Raw genomic sequence first — 17491 nt, forward strand, 5'->3', positions numbered from 1 at the left:
GAAGGCCTCACTCATCGGAAATCATCAGAAGAAACGCGGATCGTCGAAGACACCGGACGCGACCAGGTACACGTAGAAGTCGGCGAGCGCCACGCTCACCAGCGACGCCCAGGCGAGCTGCATGTGCCGCGCGTTGAGCTTGCCGACCAGTTGCCACATCCGGTAGCGCACGGGGTGCCGGGAGAAGTGCTTGAGCTTGCCGCCGACGATGTGCCGGCAGGAGTGGCAGGAGAGGGTGTACGCCCAGATCAGCGCGATGTTGGCGAGGAACACCAGGGTGCCGAGGCCCATGTGGCCCCACGCGTAGTCCTCGTCGCGGAAGGCGAGCACCGTGTCGTAGGTGAGGATGCCCGCGACCAGCAGGGCCGCGTAGAAGAAGTACCGGTGGACGTTCTGCAGGATGAGCGGGAAGCGGGTCTCGCCGGTGTACTTCTGGTGCGGCTCGGCCACCGCGCAGGCCGGCGGGGACGCCCAGAAGCCGCGGTAGTAGGCCTTGCGGTAGTAGTAGCAGGTCAGGCGGAAGCCGAGCGGGAAGATCAGGATGATGATCGCGGGGGAGATGCCCCACCAGCCGCCGAAGAGTTCCCAGTTGGGCCCGGAGCGCATCGGCTCGCAGTTCTCCGCCAGGCAGGGGGAGTAGAAGGGCGAGACGTAGGGGGCCGCGTAGTAGTCGGACCCCGCGAAGGCCCGCCAGGTCGAGTAGACGACGAAGGCCAGCAGACCCGCGGCGGTGGCGGCCGGTGCCAGCCACCAGCGGTCGGTGCGCAGGTGCGGGGCGCGGATGGCGGCGCGCGTCCGGGTGTGGACGCCACCGCCCGGGGGATGGGCTTCGGTGGCTGGCGGTTCCGTACCAGTGGCCACTGGGCGACTCCGGTCGGTCGGGTTGAGGGCCGGTTCTGGGGCCTGTCGGACAGGCCTAGGGGGCGCGGCGGTCGCGGGCGCCGAGGCCCTCGTCGTCCGAGTCCGTCCACAGCGAGCCGTCGTACGGCGTGTCGGGGATCGGGACGAGGTCCGGACGCTTGGGCGCGTCCGGCGCGGCTTCCGCCGCCCGCAGCAGCGCGACGCTCTCGCGCAGGTGGTCGGCGTCGGTGCGGACCCGGCGGACCTCCAGACCGCCGCCGCCCAGCCGCTGTTCCAGCCGGGCCACCGTCCGGGTCAGCTCGTCCAGGCTGCGCTGCATCGATGACAGGTCGTCGTGCACGGACATGACGTGACCTCACTTCCGTCGGACACGGCACGGGGCCGGCCTTGGGTGGTGCCGTTCATGCGCCTGCGAGTGTTGCGCGTCACACCTGTCGCTGTGAAGGGATGTGCAGCGATTGGCCGGGGCGTATCGGTGCACCGCGGGTGGCGTTGCGCCGCACGGGTGGCCTTACGCACCACCGTCGCCGTGTCTCCCGGCGTCGCCGAACCGTTTCCTCTTCAGTGGCCGCATCCCCGTCCGGATACAAATGATCAACTTGAATACCGCATATCAGGCATACAAGGCATACGGCGCCTTCCGGAGGTAGCAGAGATGTCCCACGTCGGCGTCGCACCGCGCGCGGTCATGCGCTCGGTCGCCTTCCTCACCGCGGGTGTCCTCGCGGTCCCCGCGCTGGCCGGCTGCACCTCGAAGGACCCCTCGGGCGAGCCGCTCGCCGAACAGGACGTCGCCGCCGCGGCCCGCGCCCGGATCTCAGACGGCGGCACCCTGCGCTGGGCCGTGGACTCCGTACCGGACACGCTGAACGCCTTCCAGTCGGACGCCGACGCCACCACCACCCGCGTCGCGCAGGCCGTGCTTCCCTCGATGTACACGATGGACGAGACCGGCCGCCCGGTGCGCAACCCCGCCTACCTGGAGTCGGCCGAGGTCGTCGACACCGAGCCCAAGCAGGTCGTCGTCTACAAGCTGAACCAGCAGGCCGTCTGGAGCGACGGCCGCGAGATCGGCGCCGCGGACTTCGCCGCCCAGTGGCGCGCCCTGTCCGGAAAGGACAGCGCCTACTGGACCGCCCGCAACGCCGGGTACGACCGCATCGAGAAGATCGAGCGCGGCGCCGACGACCTGGAGGTCAAGGTCACCTTCAGCCGCCCCTACGCCGACTGGCAGGCCCTGTTCACGCCGCTGTACCCGAAGGACGTCATGGGCACCCCCGACGCCTTCAACGACGGCGCGCGGCGGGAGCTCAAGATCACCGCAGGGCCCTTCGCCGTGAAGAAGGTCGACACCAAGGCCGACCAGGTCGTCCTCACCGGCAACCCGCGCTGGTGGGGCGAGCCGGCGAAGCTGGACCAGATCGTGCTGCGCGCCGTCCCCCGCGACAAGCGGGTCGCCGAGCTGGTCGCCGGAAAGCTCGACCTGGCGGAGATCGACCCGGACACCGCCGAGCAGGTCAGCCTGGCCGCCGGCCCCCGAAACGCGGCCTCAGGCACCCCGCTCATGGGTGCGTCGGGCACCCCGGCCGCGGACCCGTCCGGCACCCCGGCCGAGGGCTCGGGCGGCGCACCGGCCCAGGGCCCGCAGGGCAGGTCCGCCGCCCAGGCGCTGCGCTCCTGGGCCATCGCCAACGGCTCCGACGAGGACGCCGCCGAGGAGGAGATCCTCGCCCGCGAGAAGCGGCGCAAGGCGCAGGCGAAGCTCGAACGCCGGCAGAAGGCCCTGAGCGGCTTCGAGGTCCGCAAGTCGCTGGAGCCCGCCTACACCCAGCTCGCCCTCAACGGCGCCGACGGCCCGCTCGCCGACGAACGCGTCCGCCGGGCCGTGGCCCGCGCCCTGGACCGGGAGGAGCTGGCCGAGGCGGTGCTGAAGCCGCTGGGCCTGCCCGCCGAGCCCCTCGGCAGCCACCTCGCGCTGTCCGGCCAGCCCGCCTACGCCGACGGCAGCGGCGCACTCGGCGAGCAGAACGCCAAGGAGGCCCGGGCCCTGCTCGCGGACGCCGGGTGGGTCCCCGGCGGCCCGGTGAAGAAGACCGAGGAGGAGAAGGCGGCCGGCGCCGAGAAGGACAAGAAGAAGGATCAAGGCGACAAGGCCGAGAAGAAGTCCCAGGACGGCGACGACGGCACGTACATCGTCGGCGAGGACAACAAGAACGCGACCGGTGACGACGGCAAGGACGGCAAGGACGGAGCCGACGGAACCGACGGCACCGACCAGGAGAGCGACGAGAAGCACAGCAGCGGCAAGAACACCGCACAGGGCGGCGCCCCCGGCGCCTACGCGCCCAAGGGCACCGCGGCCCCGGCCGGTTCGGTGACGGCCCCGCTCGCCAAGGACGGCAAGGCCCTCACCCTGCGCTTCGTCCTCCCCTCCGGCCCCGGATCCGAGGCGCTGCGCACCGTGGCGGACCGTGTCTCAAAGATGCTGAAGGAGATCGGCATCGGCACCGACATCACCAAGGTGCCCGACGAGAGCTACTTCAAGGACCACATCGCCTCCGGCGAGTACGACCTGGCGCTCTACTCCTGGCCCGCCTCCGCCTTTCCCGCCACTGACGCCCGCCCCATCTACGCCAAGCCCGTCCCGGCCGCCGACGGCTCCCTGAACGTCGCGCAGAACTACACCCGGGTCGGCACCGACCAGGTCGACCAGCTCTTCGACCGGGCCCTGGCCACCCTGGACCAGAAGGAGGCCCGGGACCTGCTGCGCAAGGCCGACTCGAGGATCTGGGCGGCGGCCGGCTCCATCCCGCTCTACCAGCGTCCCCAGCTCATGGCGGCCCGCGAGAACCTCGCCAACGCGGGAGCCTTCGGTTTCGAGACGCCGGTCTACGAGGACATGGGCTTCCTCAAGAAGGGCGCCCAGGGCTCCAGGCCCTCCGCCTCGCCCTCGTCCTGAACCCTCCCGGCAAGCCGCAGCCCCCGGGGCCCCGTACCATTGGGTGAGGCCGTGGCATGTACCGCCCGGCAGGCCCGCGTGACAAGGACGTCCGCGAGGGCCGTCCTCACACCCTCCGGGAGTACGCCTCATATGGCCACGCGCCACGACATCCGCAACGTCGCCATCGTCGCTCACGTCGACCACGGCAAGACCACGATCGTCGACGGAATGCTCAAGCAGGCCGGCGCCTTCGCCGCGCACCAGCTCGACACCGTCGACGACCGCATGATGGACACGAACGACCTGGAGCGTGAGAAGGGCATCACGATCCTCGCCAAGAACACGGCGGTGAAGTACCACCCGAAGGATGGCGGCGACGTCATCACCATCAACATCATCGACACCCCCGGCCACGCCGACTTCGGCGGCGAGGTCGAGCGCGGTCTGTCGATGGTCGACGGCGTCGTGCTGCTCGTGGACGCCTCCGAGGGCCCGCTGCCGCAGACCCGCTTCGTGCTGCGCAAGGCGCTGAGCCAGCGGCTGCCGATCATCCTCTGCATCAACAAGACGGACCGCCCCGACGCCCGGATCGACGAGGTCGTCAACGAGACGTACGACCTCTTCCTCGACCTGGACGCCGACGAGGAGCAGATCGAGTTCCCGATCGTCTACGCGTGCGGCCGGGACGGCGTCGCCTCCCTCACCAAGCCCGACGACGGCACGGTCCCCTCCGACTCCACCAGCCTGGAGCCGTTCTTCTCGACGATCCTGGACTACATCCCGGCGCCGACGTACGAGGAGGAGGCCCCGCTCCAGGCGCACGTGACCAACCTGGACGCCGACAACTTCCTCGGCCGTATCGCCCTGCTCCGCGTCCACCAGGGCGAGCTGAAGAAGGGGCAGACCGTCGCCTGGATGAAGCGCGACGGGTCCGTGCAGAACGTGCGGATCTCCGAGCTGATGATGACCGAGGCGCTCACCCGCAAGCCCGCCGAGAAGGCCGGCCCCGGTGACATCTGCGCGGTCGCCGGCATCCCGGACATCATGATCGGCGAGACCCTGGCGGACCAGGAGAACCCGGTCCCGCTGCCGCTGATCACGGTGGACGAGCCCGCGATCTCCATGACCATCGGCACCAACACCTCCCCGCTGGTCGGCCGCGGCGCCACCGGCAAGGGCGCGGACAGCAAGGCGGCCGTCAAGGACCGCAAGGTCACCGCCCGCCAGGTCAAGGACCGTCTGGACCGCGAGCTGATCGGCAACGTCTCGCTGCGCGTCATGGACACCGAGCGTCCGGACGCCTGGGAGGTGCAGGGCCGCGGTGAGCTGGCGCTGGCCATCCTGGTGGAGCAGATGCGCCGCGAGGGCTTCGAGCTGACCATCGGCAAGCCGCAGGTCGTCACCAAGGACGTCGAGGGCAAGACGTACGAGCCCGTCGAGCGCATGACGGTCGACGTTCCCGAGGAGCACATGGGCGCGGTCACCCAGGTCATGGGCGTCCGCAAGGGCCGGATGGACAACATGTCCAACCACGGCTCGGGCTGGGTCCGCATGGAGTTCGTGGTCCCCTCCCGCGGTCTGATCGGATTCCGGACGGAGTTCCTCACCCAGACCCGCGGCACCGGCATCGCCCACTCCATCCACGAGGGCCACGAGCCCTGGTTCGGCACCCTCACGACCCGCAACAACGGCTCGCTGGTCGCCGACCGCTCCGGTGCCGTCACCGCCTTCGCGATGACCAACCTCCAGGAGCGCGGCGTGCTCTTCACGGAGCCCGGCACCGAGGTGTACGAGGGCATGATCGTCGGCGAGAACTCCCGCGCCGACGACATGGACGTCAACATCACCAAGGAGAAGAAGCTCACCAACATGCGGTCGGCCGCGGCCGACTCGTTCGAGGCGATCGTCCCGCCGCGCAAGCTCTCGCTGGAGCAGTCGCTGGAGTTCTGCCGCGACGACGAGTGCGTCGAGGTGACCCCGGAGTCCGTGCGCATCCGCAAGGTGAACCTGGTCGCCCGCGAGCGCGCCCGCGCCGCGAGCCGCGCCAAGCACGGCTGACCCCACCGCGGGAACACCCGGACGGCACCGGAGACCACGACTGACGTGGTGTCCGGTGCCGTTCGGCGTGACGGGTGGCGCGAGCGCGGCGCAGGCACGACTCAGCTATAGGGAAAATAGGGAAAACCCTAGATTTGCCGGCGGGCCCGCGCCGGGCGGGCGGACCCGCACTAGCCTGCGCGGGGGCACTCCGCCGCGCCCGGCGCCGACGGATGTGCCGGACGCGATGTGCCGGACGCGAGACAGACCTGCGGCTCAGCTTGCACCGAGCGCACGTTACGCGCAATCAATTTCTGTCGCGGAGACGTCCGTTATACGGACAGTCACCACCGTTAGATGTGTAACAAGTCCGTTTCGCATCGATCTCGCACCAAACCCTTTGTCCGGATTTTGAAAGATCTGGCCCCTATCTGTGATCGAACCGAGACCTCGAACCTGTGGTTCGTTCCCCGGAGGATGGCAGATAGTTAGGCGCGTAGAGCTCGGACAGACGGGTCACGCGCTGACGGGGCGCAGACTCGCGAGCGTGAGGGTGCACGACGATCACATCACCGGCCGGTGGCCGGAATGTGTCGCGTGCTCCTCTTTGCGGTGAACCAGCGGATTCATGAGGAGGAACCCATGCGAGGTGCCACAAGCGCCATATGGGTCGTGTCGTCCCCGATGGCAGGTGTAGGCCCCGCGGGTGCGTTCAGTGCCGTCACGGTTGAAGTTGATACGGCAGCGGCCCGGCGTCGCGAACTTCCTTGACGTCGTGTGCCGTCGGTCGGTCGACCCGACCGTGAGCCAGGGTTCTCCGGGGGCGGTGCCGCCCCTCCGTCGTTGTTCCCCTCGCGCGCTGCGAAAAGACGTACGCCGTGCGAAGGCCGTCGGCCCCGTGCACTCCCGACGACCTCCAACCTGTGAAATGGACGAATCATGACGAGTCCAATCGAGATTGAGGGTGCTGAAGCCTCTTCCGTCTTGGACAAAGAGAGCGCGCCGCAAGGCGACGCCCCGAAGCCCAAGGAGCCGGAAGGGCGCAAGCCCGGACAGTTGATGTGGGCGCGCTTCAAGCGCGACCGGGCCGGTGTGATCTCTGCCTTCGTCGTCCTGTTCTTCTTCGTGATCGCCGCGGCCGCGCCGCTGATCTCGAAGGTCTACGGCAAGGACCCGTACACGCTGTACGGGCAGGAGAACCCCGAGCTCCTGGACATGTTCACCATGCCCGCCGCGCCCTTCGGCGGCATCAGCGGCGACTTCTGGTTCGGCATCGAACCGGGCCTGGGCCGGGACGTGTTCACCCAACTGCTGTACGGGATGCGCAACTCGATGGCCACCGCGCTGGCGGCGACCATCATCATGACGGTGCTGGGTGTCCTGATCGGCCTCGCCGGCGGCTACTTCGGCGGGAAGATCGACTACTGGCTCGGCCGGATCACCGACTTCTTCATGGCCCTGCCCAGCCAGTTGTTCTTCGTCGCGGCGATGCCCGTCATCACCACGGTCTTCGTCGCCCCGGACAAGGAGACGCCCACCTATGTGCGCGCCTCCGCGATCATCATCGTGCTGGCCTTCCTGGGCTGGATGAGCATGTCCCGCATCGTCAGGGGCGCCACGCTGTCCCTGCGCGACCGGGAGTTCATCGAGGCGGCCCGCATCTCCGGGGCCTCGCCCTGGCGCATCATCCGCAAGGAACTGCTGCCCAACATCGTCACCCCGACGCTGGTACAGGCGACGCTCACGCTGCCGAGCACCATCCTGAACATCGCCTTCCTGTCCTTCGTGGGTGTGGGATACGTCGAGCCCACCCCGGACTGGGGACGGATGTTCTCCATCGGCGCCAACATCGTGGAGCAGGACCCGTACTACATGCTCTTCCCCGGAGTGGCCATGGTGATCTTCATCGTGTCCTTCAACCTCCTCGGCGACTCGGTGCGGGACGCCTTCGATCCCAAGGGAAACCGCTGAGGCTCAGGGGAAACGCCCCCCACAGCTTCGCCCGGCCGGTTCGGTGCCGCTCAGCCCGGCCCCGGCCACGTACCAGCAGCTCACTACTCACAGGCAGGTGGATTCGTCCCTATGAGCATTCTCCGTAACCGCACCGCCACGGCCGCCATAGTCGCGGTCGCGGCAGGCGCCCTGACCCTCACCGCCTGCGGTGGTGGCGACAGCGACAGCTCCGCCAAGGACAACAGCAAGAAGAAGAAGGACGCCAAGTCGCAGTCGCAGCCGGTCCAGATCGGCGACGCGCAGGCGTCCACCGGGCCGGCCCCCGACGTCGAGGGCGCCCAGTCGGGCGGCACCGTGAACGTCTACCAGGAGGCGGACTTCTCGCACCTGGACCCGGGCCAGATCTACGTCTCGGACGGCAAGCTGCTCGGCCGCCTCATCTTCCGCGGTCTGACCCAGTACTCCGAGGACGAGAACGGCAACCTGACCGTCGTGGGCGACCTCGCCACCGACGCGGGCAAGGCGTCCGACGGCGGCAAGACCTGGACGTACACCCTCAAGGACAACCTGAAGGACGCGAACGGGAACCCGATCAACGCGGCGGACGTCCGCAACACGGTCGAGCGCATGTACTCCAACTACATCACCGACGGCCCGACGTACCTCCAGCAGTGGCTGTCCGGCGAGGGCACCACCTACCGTGACGCCTACGCGGGTCCGGACAAGGGCAAGCACCTGCCCGACTCCGTCCTGGAGACGCCGGACGACAAGACGATCGTCTTCCACTTCAAGGACGCGCGTCCCGACGTGCCGCAGATGCTGACCATGCCCGGCTACAGCCTCGTCCCGGAGGAGACGGACACCAAGGCGAAGTACGACTCCGCCCCCGTCGCCGTCGGTCCGTACAAGATCGCCGAGTTCAAGCCGGGCAAGTCCATGAAGCTGGTCAAGAACACACAGTGGGACCCCAAGTCCGACTCGGTGCGTCACCAGTACGTCGACGGGTTCAACATCACCATGAACCACGACGACGAGGACCAGACCAAGACCCTCCTCGCCGACCAGGGCGAGGCCAAGAACGCCATGATGTTCACGGGCCAGGTCGCCACCACGCAGTTGCAGAAGGTCGTCGGCGACAAGCAGGCGATGAAGAACCGCACCATCCAGGGCTACGCCCCCTACGTGTGGCAGCTCAACTTCAACATGGACCGCATCAAGGACAAGAAGCTCCGTGACGCGATCACCCTGGCGCTGCCCTCCGCCTCGGTCTTCAAGGCCGACGGCGGTGCCTACGGCGGTGAGGTCGCCAACTCGCTGCTGTCGCCCACGACCCCGGGCTACGACGCCAAGTTCGACCCGTTCAACCGGCTGAAGAAGCCCAACGGTGACATCGCGGCCGCCAAGAAGCTGATCAAGGAAGGCGGCTTCGAGGGCAAGAGCCTCGTCTACGCCTACGGCAACACGCCGACCCGCCAGAAGCAGGCGGTCCTGATCGCCACCGCGCTGGAGAAGATCGGTCTCGACATCCAGAAGAAGGAGATCGACTCCGCCACCTGGTACGAGCAGGTCGGCAAGGTCAAGAACGGCTACGACCTGTACATGACCGGCTGGGGCCAGGACTGGCCGTCCGCCTCCACGGTCATCCCGCCGGTGTACGACGGCACGCAGATCCAGGACGGTTCGTCGAACTACTCGCACATCAACGACGACCACGTGAACTCCGAGATCCAGCGCATCCAGAAGATCACGAACACTGAAGAGGCCACCAAGGCCTGGGCCGAGCTGAGCGAGTACATCGCCACGGAGGTCAACCCGGCCGCCCCGCTGTACTACACCAAGGTCTTCCAGATCTTCGGTTCGAACATCGGCGGCATCCGCTACAGCCACGACACGAGCTACGTGGACGTGACCCGGATCTTCCTCAAGAAGTAGTCCGTTCGGTCGGGAAACCGGTGGTGGGCGCGCGGCGGAGCGCCCACCACCGGGCCCGGATCCCCTCCAGCCCTCCCCATCCGACTGCCGCAGTCCTGAGAGCAGCTGTCTGCCATGCTTCAATTCCTCATTCGCCGGTCCTTCGGCGCGGTGCTGATCCTGGTGTTGATCAGTGCCTTCACCTTCTTCATGTTCTTCGCGATCCCGCAGGACCCGGCCCTGCTGGCCTGTGGCAAGAACTGCACTCCGGACGCGCTGGAGATCATCCACAAGAACATGGGCCTCGACCAGCCGGTCACCGTCCAGTACTGGGACTTCTTCATCGGCATCTTCGCCGGTCGCGACTTCGCCGTCGGCCACTGCGCCGCCCCCTGCTTCGGCGTCTCCTTCGCCAACGACCAGAACGTCTGGGACACGATCCTCGACCGCTTCCCGGTGACCGTCTCGCTGACCGTCGGCAGCCTGATCGTCTTCCTCATCGTCGGCCTCGGCGCCGGCCTGCTGGCCGCCAAGTACCGCGGCTCCTGGATCGACAAGGTCTTCACCTCGGGTTCGCTGGTCATCAGCTCCCTGCAGATCTACTTCCTCGGCCCGCTCGTGCTGCTCCTCTTCGTCTACAGCACCGGCTGGCTGGAGAAGCCGAAGTACGTGCCGTTCTCCGAGGATCTGGGCGGCTGGTTCGCGGGTCTGCTGATCCCATGGCTCGTCATGGCGACCATCTTCACCGCGCAGTACACGCGTATGAGCCGATCGTCGATGATCGAGCAACTCCAGGAAGAACATGTGAGAGCGGCCCGCGCCAAGGGCATGTCGGGCAACTACACCTTCTTCCGGTACGCCTGGCGCGGCTCCCTCGTTCCCATCGTCACCATCCTCGGCATCGACCTGTCCTCGCTCATGGGCGGCGGCATGGTGACCGAGCTGACGTTCGGCCTGGCCGGTATCGGCCGGCTCGCGCTGGACTCCGTCACCAACAAGGACCTGCCGATGCTGATGGGCGTCATGCTTGTCAGTGCCGCGCTCATCATCTTCTTCAACCTGATCGTGGACGCCATGTACGCAGTCATCGACCCGCGCGTGCGCCTGTCCTAGGAGAACCACCGTGACCACTCTGACCAAGCCCGAAGAGACCCCGGCCGCCGCCGCGGGGGACTCGTTTCTCTCGGTGCGCGACCTCAAGGTCCACTTCTCCACCGAGGGCGGCGTCGTCAAGGCGGTGGACGGACTCTCCTTCGACCTGGAGCGGGGCAAGACCCTCGGTATCGTCGGCGAGTCCGGCTCCGGCAAGTCGGTGACCAACCTGTCCGTCCTCGGCCTGCACGACCGCCGCAAGACCGCCGTCGAGGGATCGATCACGCTGGACGGCCAGGAGCTGACCGACGCCAGTGAGAAGCAGCTCGAGAAGCTGCGCGGCAAGAAGATGGCGATGATCTTCCAGGACGCGCTGACCGCGCTGTCGCCGTACTACACGGTCGGCCGGCAGATCGGCGAGCCGTTCATGAAGCACAACGGCGCGTCCAAGAGGGACGCCCGGGTGCGCGCCATCGACCTGCTGCAGAAGGTCGGCATCCCGACCCCGGAGAAGCGGGTCGACGACTACCCGCACCAGTTCTCCGGCGGTATGCGGCAGCGCGCGATGATCGCGATGGCCCTCTCCTGCAACCCGGACCTGCTCATCGCCGACGAGCCGACCACGGCGCTCGACGTGACGGTGCAGGCGCAGATCCTCGACCTGCTCAAGGACCTCCAGCAGGAGTTCGGCTCCGCGATCATCATGATCACCCACGACCTGGGCGTGGTCGGCAACATGGCCGACGACATCCTGGTCATGTACGCGGGCCGGGCCGTCGAGCGCGGCACGGTGCGCGAGGTGCTCAAGTCGCCCCAGCATCCGTACACCTGGGGACTGCTGGGCTCGATGCCGAACCTGTCCTCCGACGTCAACGAGCCGCTGCTGCCGATCCCGGGATCGCCGCCCTCGCTGATGAACCCGCCCTCGGGATGCGCGTTCCACCCGCGGTGCGGCTTCACCGACCTGGTCTCCGGCGGCCGTTGCTCGGGCGACCGGCCGGTGCTCCCGCAGGGACGCGCCGCCGCCTGTCACCTGACGGGAGACCAGCGGCAGCAGGTGTTCATCGACAAGATTCAGCCCCGGCTGGGCTGAGCGGAAACCGGCGACTGGGGCATCACCATGAGCGACAAGAGCAAGACCACCACAGCGGTCGCCGACTCCTTCCCGCAGCAGCGGGACGGCGACGGCACACCGCTCCTCAAGGTCAGCGGTCTGACGAAGCACTTCCCGATCAAGGGCGGCTTCCCGATCAAACGCACCGTCGGCCACGTCAAGGCCGTCGACGGTGTCGACCTCGAGGTCTACCCGGGCGAGAGCCTCGGCCTCGTCGGGGAGTCCGGCTGCGGCAAGTCGACCACCGGCCGGCTGCTGACCCGCCTGTACGAGCCCACCCAGGGCACCATCGAGTACAAGGGCCAGGACATCAGCCGCGCCAACCGGCGTCAGTTGGCGCCGATCAGGTCCGAGATCCAGATGATCTTCCAGGACCCGTACGCGTCGCTGAACCCGCGGCAGACCGTCGGCACGATCATCTCGGGCCCGATGGAGATCAACGGGATCGACCCGCCCGGCGGCCGGGAGAAGCGCGTCCGCGAGCTGCTGGAGATCGTCGGTCTCAACCCCGAGCACTACAACCGCTTCCCGCACGAGTTCTCCGGCGGCCAGCGCCAGCGCATCGGCGTCGCGCGCGCCGTCGCCCTGGAGCCGAAGCTGATCGTCGCCGACGAGCCGGTCTCGGCCCTCGACGTGTCGATCCAGGCCCAGGTGGTGAACCTGCTGCAGGAGGTGCAGCGGGAGATGGGGATCGCGTTCGTCTTCATCGCCCACGACCTGGCGATCGTGCGGCACTTCTCGCAGCGCGTCGCGGTGATGTACCTGGGCAAGATCGTGGAGATCGCGGACCGCGACTCGCTCTACGAGCGCCCCCGTCACCCGTACACGCACGCCCTGCTGTCGGCCGTGCCCGAGGCGGACATCGACGCCGACAAGAGGGAGCGGATCCGGCTCGAGGGCGACGTGCCCTCGCCGATCTCGCCGCCCTCCGGCTGCCGGTTCCGTACCCGGTGCTGGAAGGCGCAGGACAAGTGCGCGACCCAGGAGCCGCCCCTCGTGCAGCTCTCCGGCAACCGTGAGGGCCACCTGACGGCCTGCCACTTCCCGGAGGCGGGCTCGACGGAGGCCAGGGCCGAGGACGTCGTCATGGACCCGGGCCTGAAGGGGATGGAGGACGACGCCGACGGCGGCGCCGCGCTCTCCAAGGGCTGAGCCGACCCGAAGGGCGGCGGCGGAAGGAAAACTTCCACCGCCGCCCTTCGGCATGCCGAAAACCCCACCGCCGCCGCCCCGCTCGGGCCGGCCGCCGGGGCCCCGCTCGAGTCGGCCGCCGGTACCCTGCCCGGGCCGGCCGCCGGGTCCGCGCCCGGGCTGACCGCCTGCGCTGCGCTCGGCCTGGCCGCAGGCACCCCGCCCGGGCTGGCTGGCTGCGCCGCGCCGGGGTTGGCTGCCGGTACCGTGCCCGGGCTGGTTGGCTGCGCCGCGCCGGGGTTGGCTGCCGGTACCGTGCCCGGGCTGGTTGGCTGGCTGAGCCTCGCCGGGGTCGGCGGCCGGGGCCAGGTCCGGGTTGGCCGCCTGCGCCACGTCGGGGCTGGGCGCCTGAGCTACGGCCGGGCCGACTGCCGGAGCCTCGCCGGGGCCGACTGCCGGAGTCACGCCCGCGTCGCGGCCGCGGGCACCCCGCCCGGGTTGGGTGCCGGGGCCAGGTCCGGGGTTGGTTGGCTGAGCTTCGCCCGGGTTGGCTGCCTGGGCCTCGTCGGGGCTGGGCGCCTGAGCTACGGCCGGGTTGGCTGCCTGGGCCTCATCCGGGCCGACTGCCGGAGTCACGCCCGCGTCGCCGCCGCGGGCACCCCGCCCGGGCTGGCCTCCTGAGCCTCGTCAGGGCCGGCAGCCTGAGCCCCGCCCGGCTTCCTCGCCCCGCTCTCCTGCCCCCGGCTCCAGTCACCCGGCCCCTGGCACTCGGCAACCCGTCCGGAGGACATCCGCAACCCGTACGGACCGTACGGGTGTGCGCCGTGCAGTACGCCCCCGGAAGCTGGCCGGGAACGGACCAGCGGACGAGTCAGGGCACGAGGAGGCACTCCATGCGCGGAGCCACGCACGCCAAATGGGCCGCTTGCGCGGCGGCGGTAGTCCTCGCGGCGACGGCCTGCGGCGGCGGGGGCGGGGACGGAGGCAGCGGCGGGGACAGTGGCGCCGTGCTCAGCTCCTCCTGGGGCGACCCCCAGAACCCGCTGGAGCCGGCCAACACCAACGAGGTGCAGGGCGGCAAGGTCCTCGACATGATCTTCCGGGGGCTGAAGAAGTACGACCCGGAGACCGGCGAGGCGAAGAACATGCTCGCCGAGAAGATCGAGACCTCCGACTCGCAGAACTTCACCGTCACCGTCAAGGACGGCTGGACCTTCAGCAACGGCGAGAAGGTCACCGCCCAGTCCTTCGTGGACGCCTGGAACTACGGCGCGAGCCTCAAGAACAACCAGCGCAACGCGTACTTCTTCGCGTACATCGACGGCTACGACAAGGTGCACCCCGAGGGCGGCGGCAAGCAGAGCGCAGACACGCTCTCCGGGCTGAAGGTCACCGGCCCCCTCACCTTCACGATCAAGCTCAGCCAGAAGTTCTCGACGTTCCCCGACACCCTCGGCTACCCGGCCTTCGCCCCGCTGCCCCGGGCGTTCTTCGACGACCACGACGCCTGGCTGAAGAAGCCGATCGGCAACGGCCCGTACAAGGTCGACAACTACACCCGCGGCTCGCAGATGTCCCTGCGTAAGTGGGAGGAGTACCCCGGCCCGGACAAGGCGCAGAACGGCGGCGTGGACCTCAAGGTCTACACCGACAACAACACCGCCTACACCGACCTGATCGCGGGCAACCTCGACCTCGTCGACGACGTCCCCGCCTCCCAGCTCAAGAACGTCAAGAACGACCTCGGCGACCGGTACATCAACACCCCCGCGGGCATCATCCAGACCCTCGCCTTCCCGTTCTACGACAACGACTGGAGCAAGCCGGGCTCCGAGAAGGTCCGCAAGGGCCTGTCCATGGCGATCAACCGCAAGCAGATCACCGACACGATCTTCCAGCAGACCCGCACCCCCGCCACCGACTGGACCTCACCGGTCCTCGGCGAGGACGGCGGCTACAAGCCGGGCCTGTGCGGTGAGGCCTGCGAGTACAACCCGGAGGAAGCGAGGAGACTGGTCAAGGAGGGCGGCGGACTCCCCGGCGGCCAGGTCAAGCTCACGTACAACGCCGACACCGGCTCCCACAAGCAGTGGATCGACGCGGTCTGCAACTCCATCAACAACGCCCTGGAAAACGACCGCGCCTGCGCCGGCAACCCGGTCGGCACGTTCGCCGACTTCCGCAACCAGATCACCGACCAGAAGATGAGCGGCCCCTTCCGCGCGGGCTGGCAGATGGACTACCCGCTCATCCAGAACTTCCTCCAGCCGCTCTACTACACCAACGCCTCCTCCAACGACGGCAAGTGGTCCAACGAGAAGTTCGACGACCTCGTCGACCAGGCCAACGCCCAGACCGACACCGCCAAGGCCATCGACCTCTTCCAGCAGGCCGAGGAGGTCCTTCGGGACGAGATGGGGGCCATCCCGCTCTGGTACCAGAACGGCAGCGCAGGCTACTCGGACCGGCTCTCCAACGTGAAGCTCAACCCGTTCAGCGTCCCGGTCTACAACGAGATCAAGGTCGGCTGAGGGGGGCGGGCTCCATGGGACGCTACGTCGTCCGGCGGCTGCTCCAGATGATCCCGGTCTTCATCGGGGCCACGCTGCTGATCTTCCTCATGGTCAACGTGATGGGCGACCCCATCGCGGGCCTGTGCGGCGACCGTGAGTGCGACCCGGCGACCGCCGCGCAGCTACGGCACGAGTTCGGCCTCGACCAGCCCGTGTGGCAGCAGTACGTCACCTACATGGGCAACGTCTTCACCGGCGACTTCGGCACCGCGTTCAACGGCCAGCCGGTCACCGAGCTGATGGGCACGGCGTTCCCGGTCACCATCCGGCTCACCCTCGTCGCGATCCTCTTCGAGGTCGTCGTCGGCATCATCCTGGGCGTCGTCACCGGCCTGCGCCGCGGCCGCCCCGTCGACACCGGGGTCCTGCTCCTGACCCTGGTCGTCATCTCCGTCCCCACCTTCGTCACCGGCCTGCTGCTCCAACTGCTGCTCGGCGTCAAGTGGGGCTGGATCGACCCGGCGGTCTCCTCCGAGGCGCTCTTCGGCGAGCTGATCGTCCCGGGCCTGGTCCTCGCCTCGGTGTCACTGGCGTACGTCACCCGGCTGACCCGTACCTCCATCGCGGAGAACCGGCGCTCCGACTACGTCCGCACCGCCATCGCCAAGGGCCTGCCCCGCCACCGGGTCATCACCCGGCACCTGCTGCGCAACTCCCTCATCCCCGTCGTCACCTTCATCGGCACCGACATCGGCGCCCTGATGGGCGGCGCCATCGTCACCGAGCGGATCTTCAACATCCACGGCGTCGGCTACCAGCTCTACCAGGGCATCCTGCGCCAGAACACCCAGACCGTGGTCGGCTTCGTCACCGTCCTGGTCCTCGTCTTCCTCGTCGCCAACCTCGTCGTCGACCTCCTGTACGCCGTACTCGACCCGAGGATCCGCTATGCCTGATCAGGAGCCCTACGAGCCCGAGCGCGCCGTCGCCGGCACCGGCATGGGCGGGACGATGGACCTGGGCGCGAGCGAGGCGGTCACGCTGGAGAAGCCGCCTGGACCGGACGGCGGGGACCCGCGGGACAAGCCCCGCAGCCTCTGGTCCGACGCCTGGCACGACCTGCGCCGCAACCCCGTCTTCATCATCTCCGCGCTGGTGATCCTCTTCCTGATCGTCATCTCCCTGTGGCCGTCCCTGATCGCGTCGGGCAGCCCGCTGAAGTGCGACCTCGCCAAGGCCCAGGAGGGCTCCCAGTCCGGCCACCCCTTCGGCTTCAACGGCCAGGGCTGCGACGTCTACACCCGTACCGTCTACGGCGCCCGTACGTCGGTGGCGGTCGGCATCCTCGCCACGCTCGGCGTCGCCGTCCTCGGCAGCGTCCTCGGCGGACTCGCCGGGTTCTTCGGCGGCGCCTGGGACGCGATCCTGTCCCGGATCACCGACGTCTTCTTCGCCATCCCGGTCGTCCTCGGCGGCCTCGTCCTGCTCTCCGTCATCACCAGCAGCACCGTCTGGCCGGTCATCGGCTTCATCGTGCTGCTCGGCTGGCCGCAGATCTCCCGCATCGCCCGCGGCTCCGTCATCACCGCCAAGCAGAACGACTACGTCCAGGCGGCCCGAGCCCTCGGCGCCTCCAACTCCCGCCTCCTGCTGCGCCACATCGCGCCCAACGCCGTAGCCCCCGTCATCGTCGTGGCGACCATCGCGCTCGGCACGTACATCTCCCTGGAGGCGACCCTGTCCTTCCTCGGCGTCGGCCTGAAGCCGCCCAGCGTGTCCTGGGGCATCGACATCTCCGCCGCCGCCCCCTACGTCCGCAACGCCCCGCACGCGCTGCTGTGGCCGTCCGGAGCGCTCGCCATCACGGTCCTCGCGTTCATCATGCTCGGCGACGCGGTGCGCGACGCCCTCGACCCGAAGCTGAGGTGAGCCGCCGCC

The 17491-nt window shown here is 68.7% G+C and carries 12 protein-coding genes; 10 read left to right on the forward strand and 2 right to left on the reverse strand.

Annotated features, from left to right (window positions below; translation table 11 throughout):
* Positions 1-24: 24 nt before the first annotated feature.
* Both KUM40_RS09435 and KUM40_RS09440 read right to left on the reverse strand, forming a co-directional pair.
* Positions 25-861: a hypothetical protein gene (locus tag KUM40_RS09435; RefSeq protein WP_217164969.1), complete on the reverse strand. Its 837-nt coding sequence runs from the start codon at positions 859-861 to the stop codon at positions 25-27.
* A gap of 55 nt (positions 862-916) precedes the next feature.
* The gene (locus KUM40_RS09440; RefSeq protein ID WP_217164971.1) at positions 917-1207 is read right to left on the reverse strand and encodes a hypothetical protein; all 291 of its coding nucleotides are present in this window, start codon (positions 1205-1207) and stop codon (positions 917-919) included.
* A 309-nt stretch (positions 1208-1516) separates the two neighbouring features.
* Here KUM40_RS09440 and KUM40_RS09445 point away from each other — a divergent pair, with 309 nt between their 5' ends.
* The 10 genes from KUM40_RS09445 to KUM40_RS09490 all read left to right on the forward strand — a co-directional run bounded on the left by KUM40_RS09445 (position 1517) and on the right by KUM40_RS09490 (position 17482).
* On the forward strand, positions 1517-3820 hold the full coding sequence (locus KUM40_RS09445; protein ID WP_217164974.1) for an ABC transporter family substrate-binding protein: 2304 nt from the start codon (positions 1517-1519) through the stop codon (positions 3818-3820).
* A gap of 132 nt (positions 3821-3952) precedes the next feature.
* Positions 3953-5860: a translational GTPase TypA gene (typA, locus tag KUM40_RS09450; protein ID WP_217164983.1), complete on the forward strand. Its 1908-nt coding sequence runs from the start codon at positions 3953-3955 to the stop codon at positions 5858-5860.
* Between the two features lie 918 nt (positions 5861-6778).
* Positions 6779-7810 carry an ABC transporter permease gene (locus KUM40_RS09455; RefSeq protein ID WP_217164985.1) on the forward strand — a complete coding sequence of 344 codons (1032 nt, stop codon included), beginning with the start codon at positions 6779-6781 and terminating at the stop codon, positions 7808-7810.
* Between the two features lie 111 nt (positions 7811-7921).
* The gene (locus KUM40_RS09460; RefSeq protein WP_217164986.1) at positions 7922-9724 is read left to right on the forward strand and encodes an ABC transporter substrate-binding protein; all 1803 of its coding nucleotides are present in this window, start codon (positions 7922-7924) and stop codon (positions 9722-9724) included.
* 114 nt (positions 9725-9838) lie between these two features.
* Complete coding sequence (locus KUM40_RS09465) at positions 9839-10816, forward strand: ABC transporter permease (protein ID WP_217164988.1); 978 nt, start codon at positions 9839-9841, stop codon at positions 10814-10816.
* A gap of 10 nt (positions 10817-10826) precedes the next feature.
* Entirely contained in the window at positions 10827-11888 is a 1062-nt protein-coding gene (locus tag KUM40_RS09470; protein WP_217164990.1) for an ABC transporter ATP-binding protein, read from the forward strand.
* 27 nt (positions 11889-11915) lie between these two features.
* Positions 11916-13061, forward strand: coding sequence for an ABC transporter ATP-binding protein (locus tag KUM40_RS09475; protein ID WP_217164992.1), 1146 nt, complete (start codon positions 11916-11918; stop codon positions 13059-13061).
* Between the two features lie 872 nt (positions 13062-13933).
* The gene (locus KUM40_RS09480) at positions 13934-15571 is read left to right on the forward strand and encodes an ABC transporter substrate-binding protein (protein ID WP_217164994.1); all 1638 of its coding nucleotides are present in this window, start codon (positions 13934-13936) and stop codon (positions 15569-15571) included.
* Positions 15572-15585: 14 nt separating this feature from the next.
* A complete protein-coding gene (locus tag KUM40_RS09485; protein ID WP_217164996.1) occupies positions 15586-16509 on the forward strand; it encodes an ABC transporter permease in 924 nt (307 codons plus the stop codon).
* On the forward strand, positions 16502-17482 hold the full coding sequence (locus tag KUM40_RS09490; protein ID WP_217164998.1) for an ABC transporter permease: 981 nt from the start codon (positions 16502-16504) through the stop codon (positions 17480-17482). The genes KUM40_RS09485 and KUM40_RS09490 overlap by 8 nt, the downstream gene beginning before the upstream one ends.
* Positions 17483-17491: the final 9 nt, after the last annotated feature.

The organism is Streptomyces sp. AC512_CC834 (assembly GCF_019049325.1).
Taxonomy (GTDB): domain Bacteria; phylum Actinomycetota; class Actinomycetes; order Streptomycetales; family Streptomycetaceae; genus Streptomyces.

Coding starts and splice junctions, on each gene's coding strand:
- KUM40_RS09440 (WP_217164971.1), bottom strand. CDS start 1,207: ATGTCCGTGCACGACGACCTGTCATCGATGCAGCGCAGCCTGGACGAG.
- KUM40_RS09445 (WP_217164974.1), top strand. CDS start 1,517: ATGTCCCACGTCGGCGTCGCACCGCGCGCGGTCATGCGCTCGGTCGCC.
- typA (WP_217164983.1), top strand. CDS start 3,953: ATGGCCACGCGCCACGACATCCGCAACGTCGCCATCGTCGCTCACGTC.
- KUM40_RS09455 (WP_217164985.1), top strand. CDS start 6,779: ATGACGAGTCCAATCGAGATTGAGGGTGCTGAAGCCTCTTCCGTCTTG.
- KUM40_RS09460 (WP_217164986.1), top strand. CDS start 7,922: ATGAGCATTCTCCGTAACCGCACCGCCACGGCCGCCATAGTCGCGGTC.
- KUM40_RS09465 (WP_217164988.1), top strand. CDS start 9,839: ATGCTTCAATTCCTCATTCGCCGGTCCTTCGGCGCGGTGCTGATCCTG.
- KUM40_RS09475 (WP_217164992.1), top strand. CDS start 11,916: ATGAGCGACAAGAGCAAGACCACCACAGCGGTCGCCGACTCCTTCCCG.
- KUM40_RS09480 (WP_217164994.1), top strand. CDS start 13,934: ATGCGCGGAGCCACGCACGCCAAATGGGCCGCTTGCGCGGCGGCGGTA.
- KUM40_RS09485 (WP_217164996.1), top strand. CDS start 15,586: ATGGGACGCTACGTCGTCCGGCGGCTGCTCCAGATGATCCCGGTCTTC.
- KUM40_RS09490 (WP_217164998.1), top strand. CDS start 16,502: ATGCCTGATCAGGAGCCCTACGAGCCCGAGCGCGCCGTCGCCGGCACC.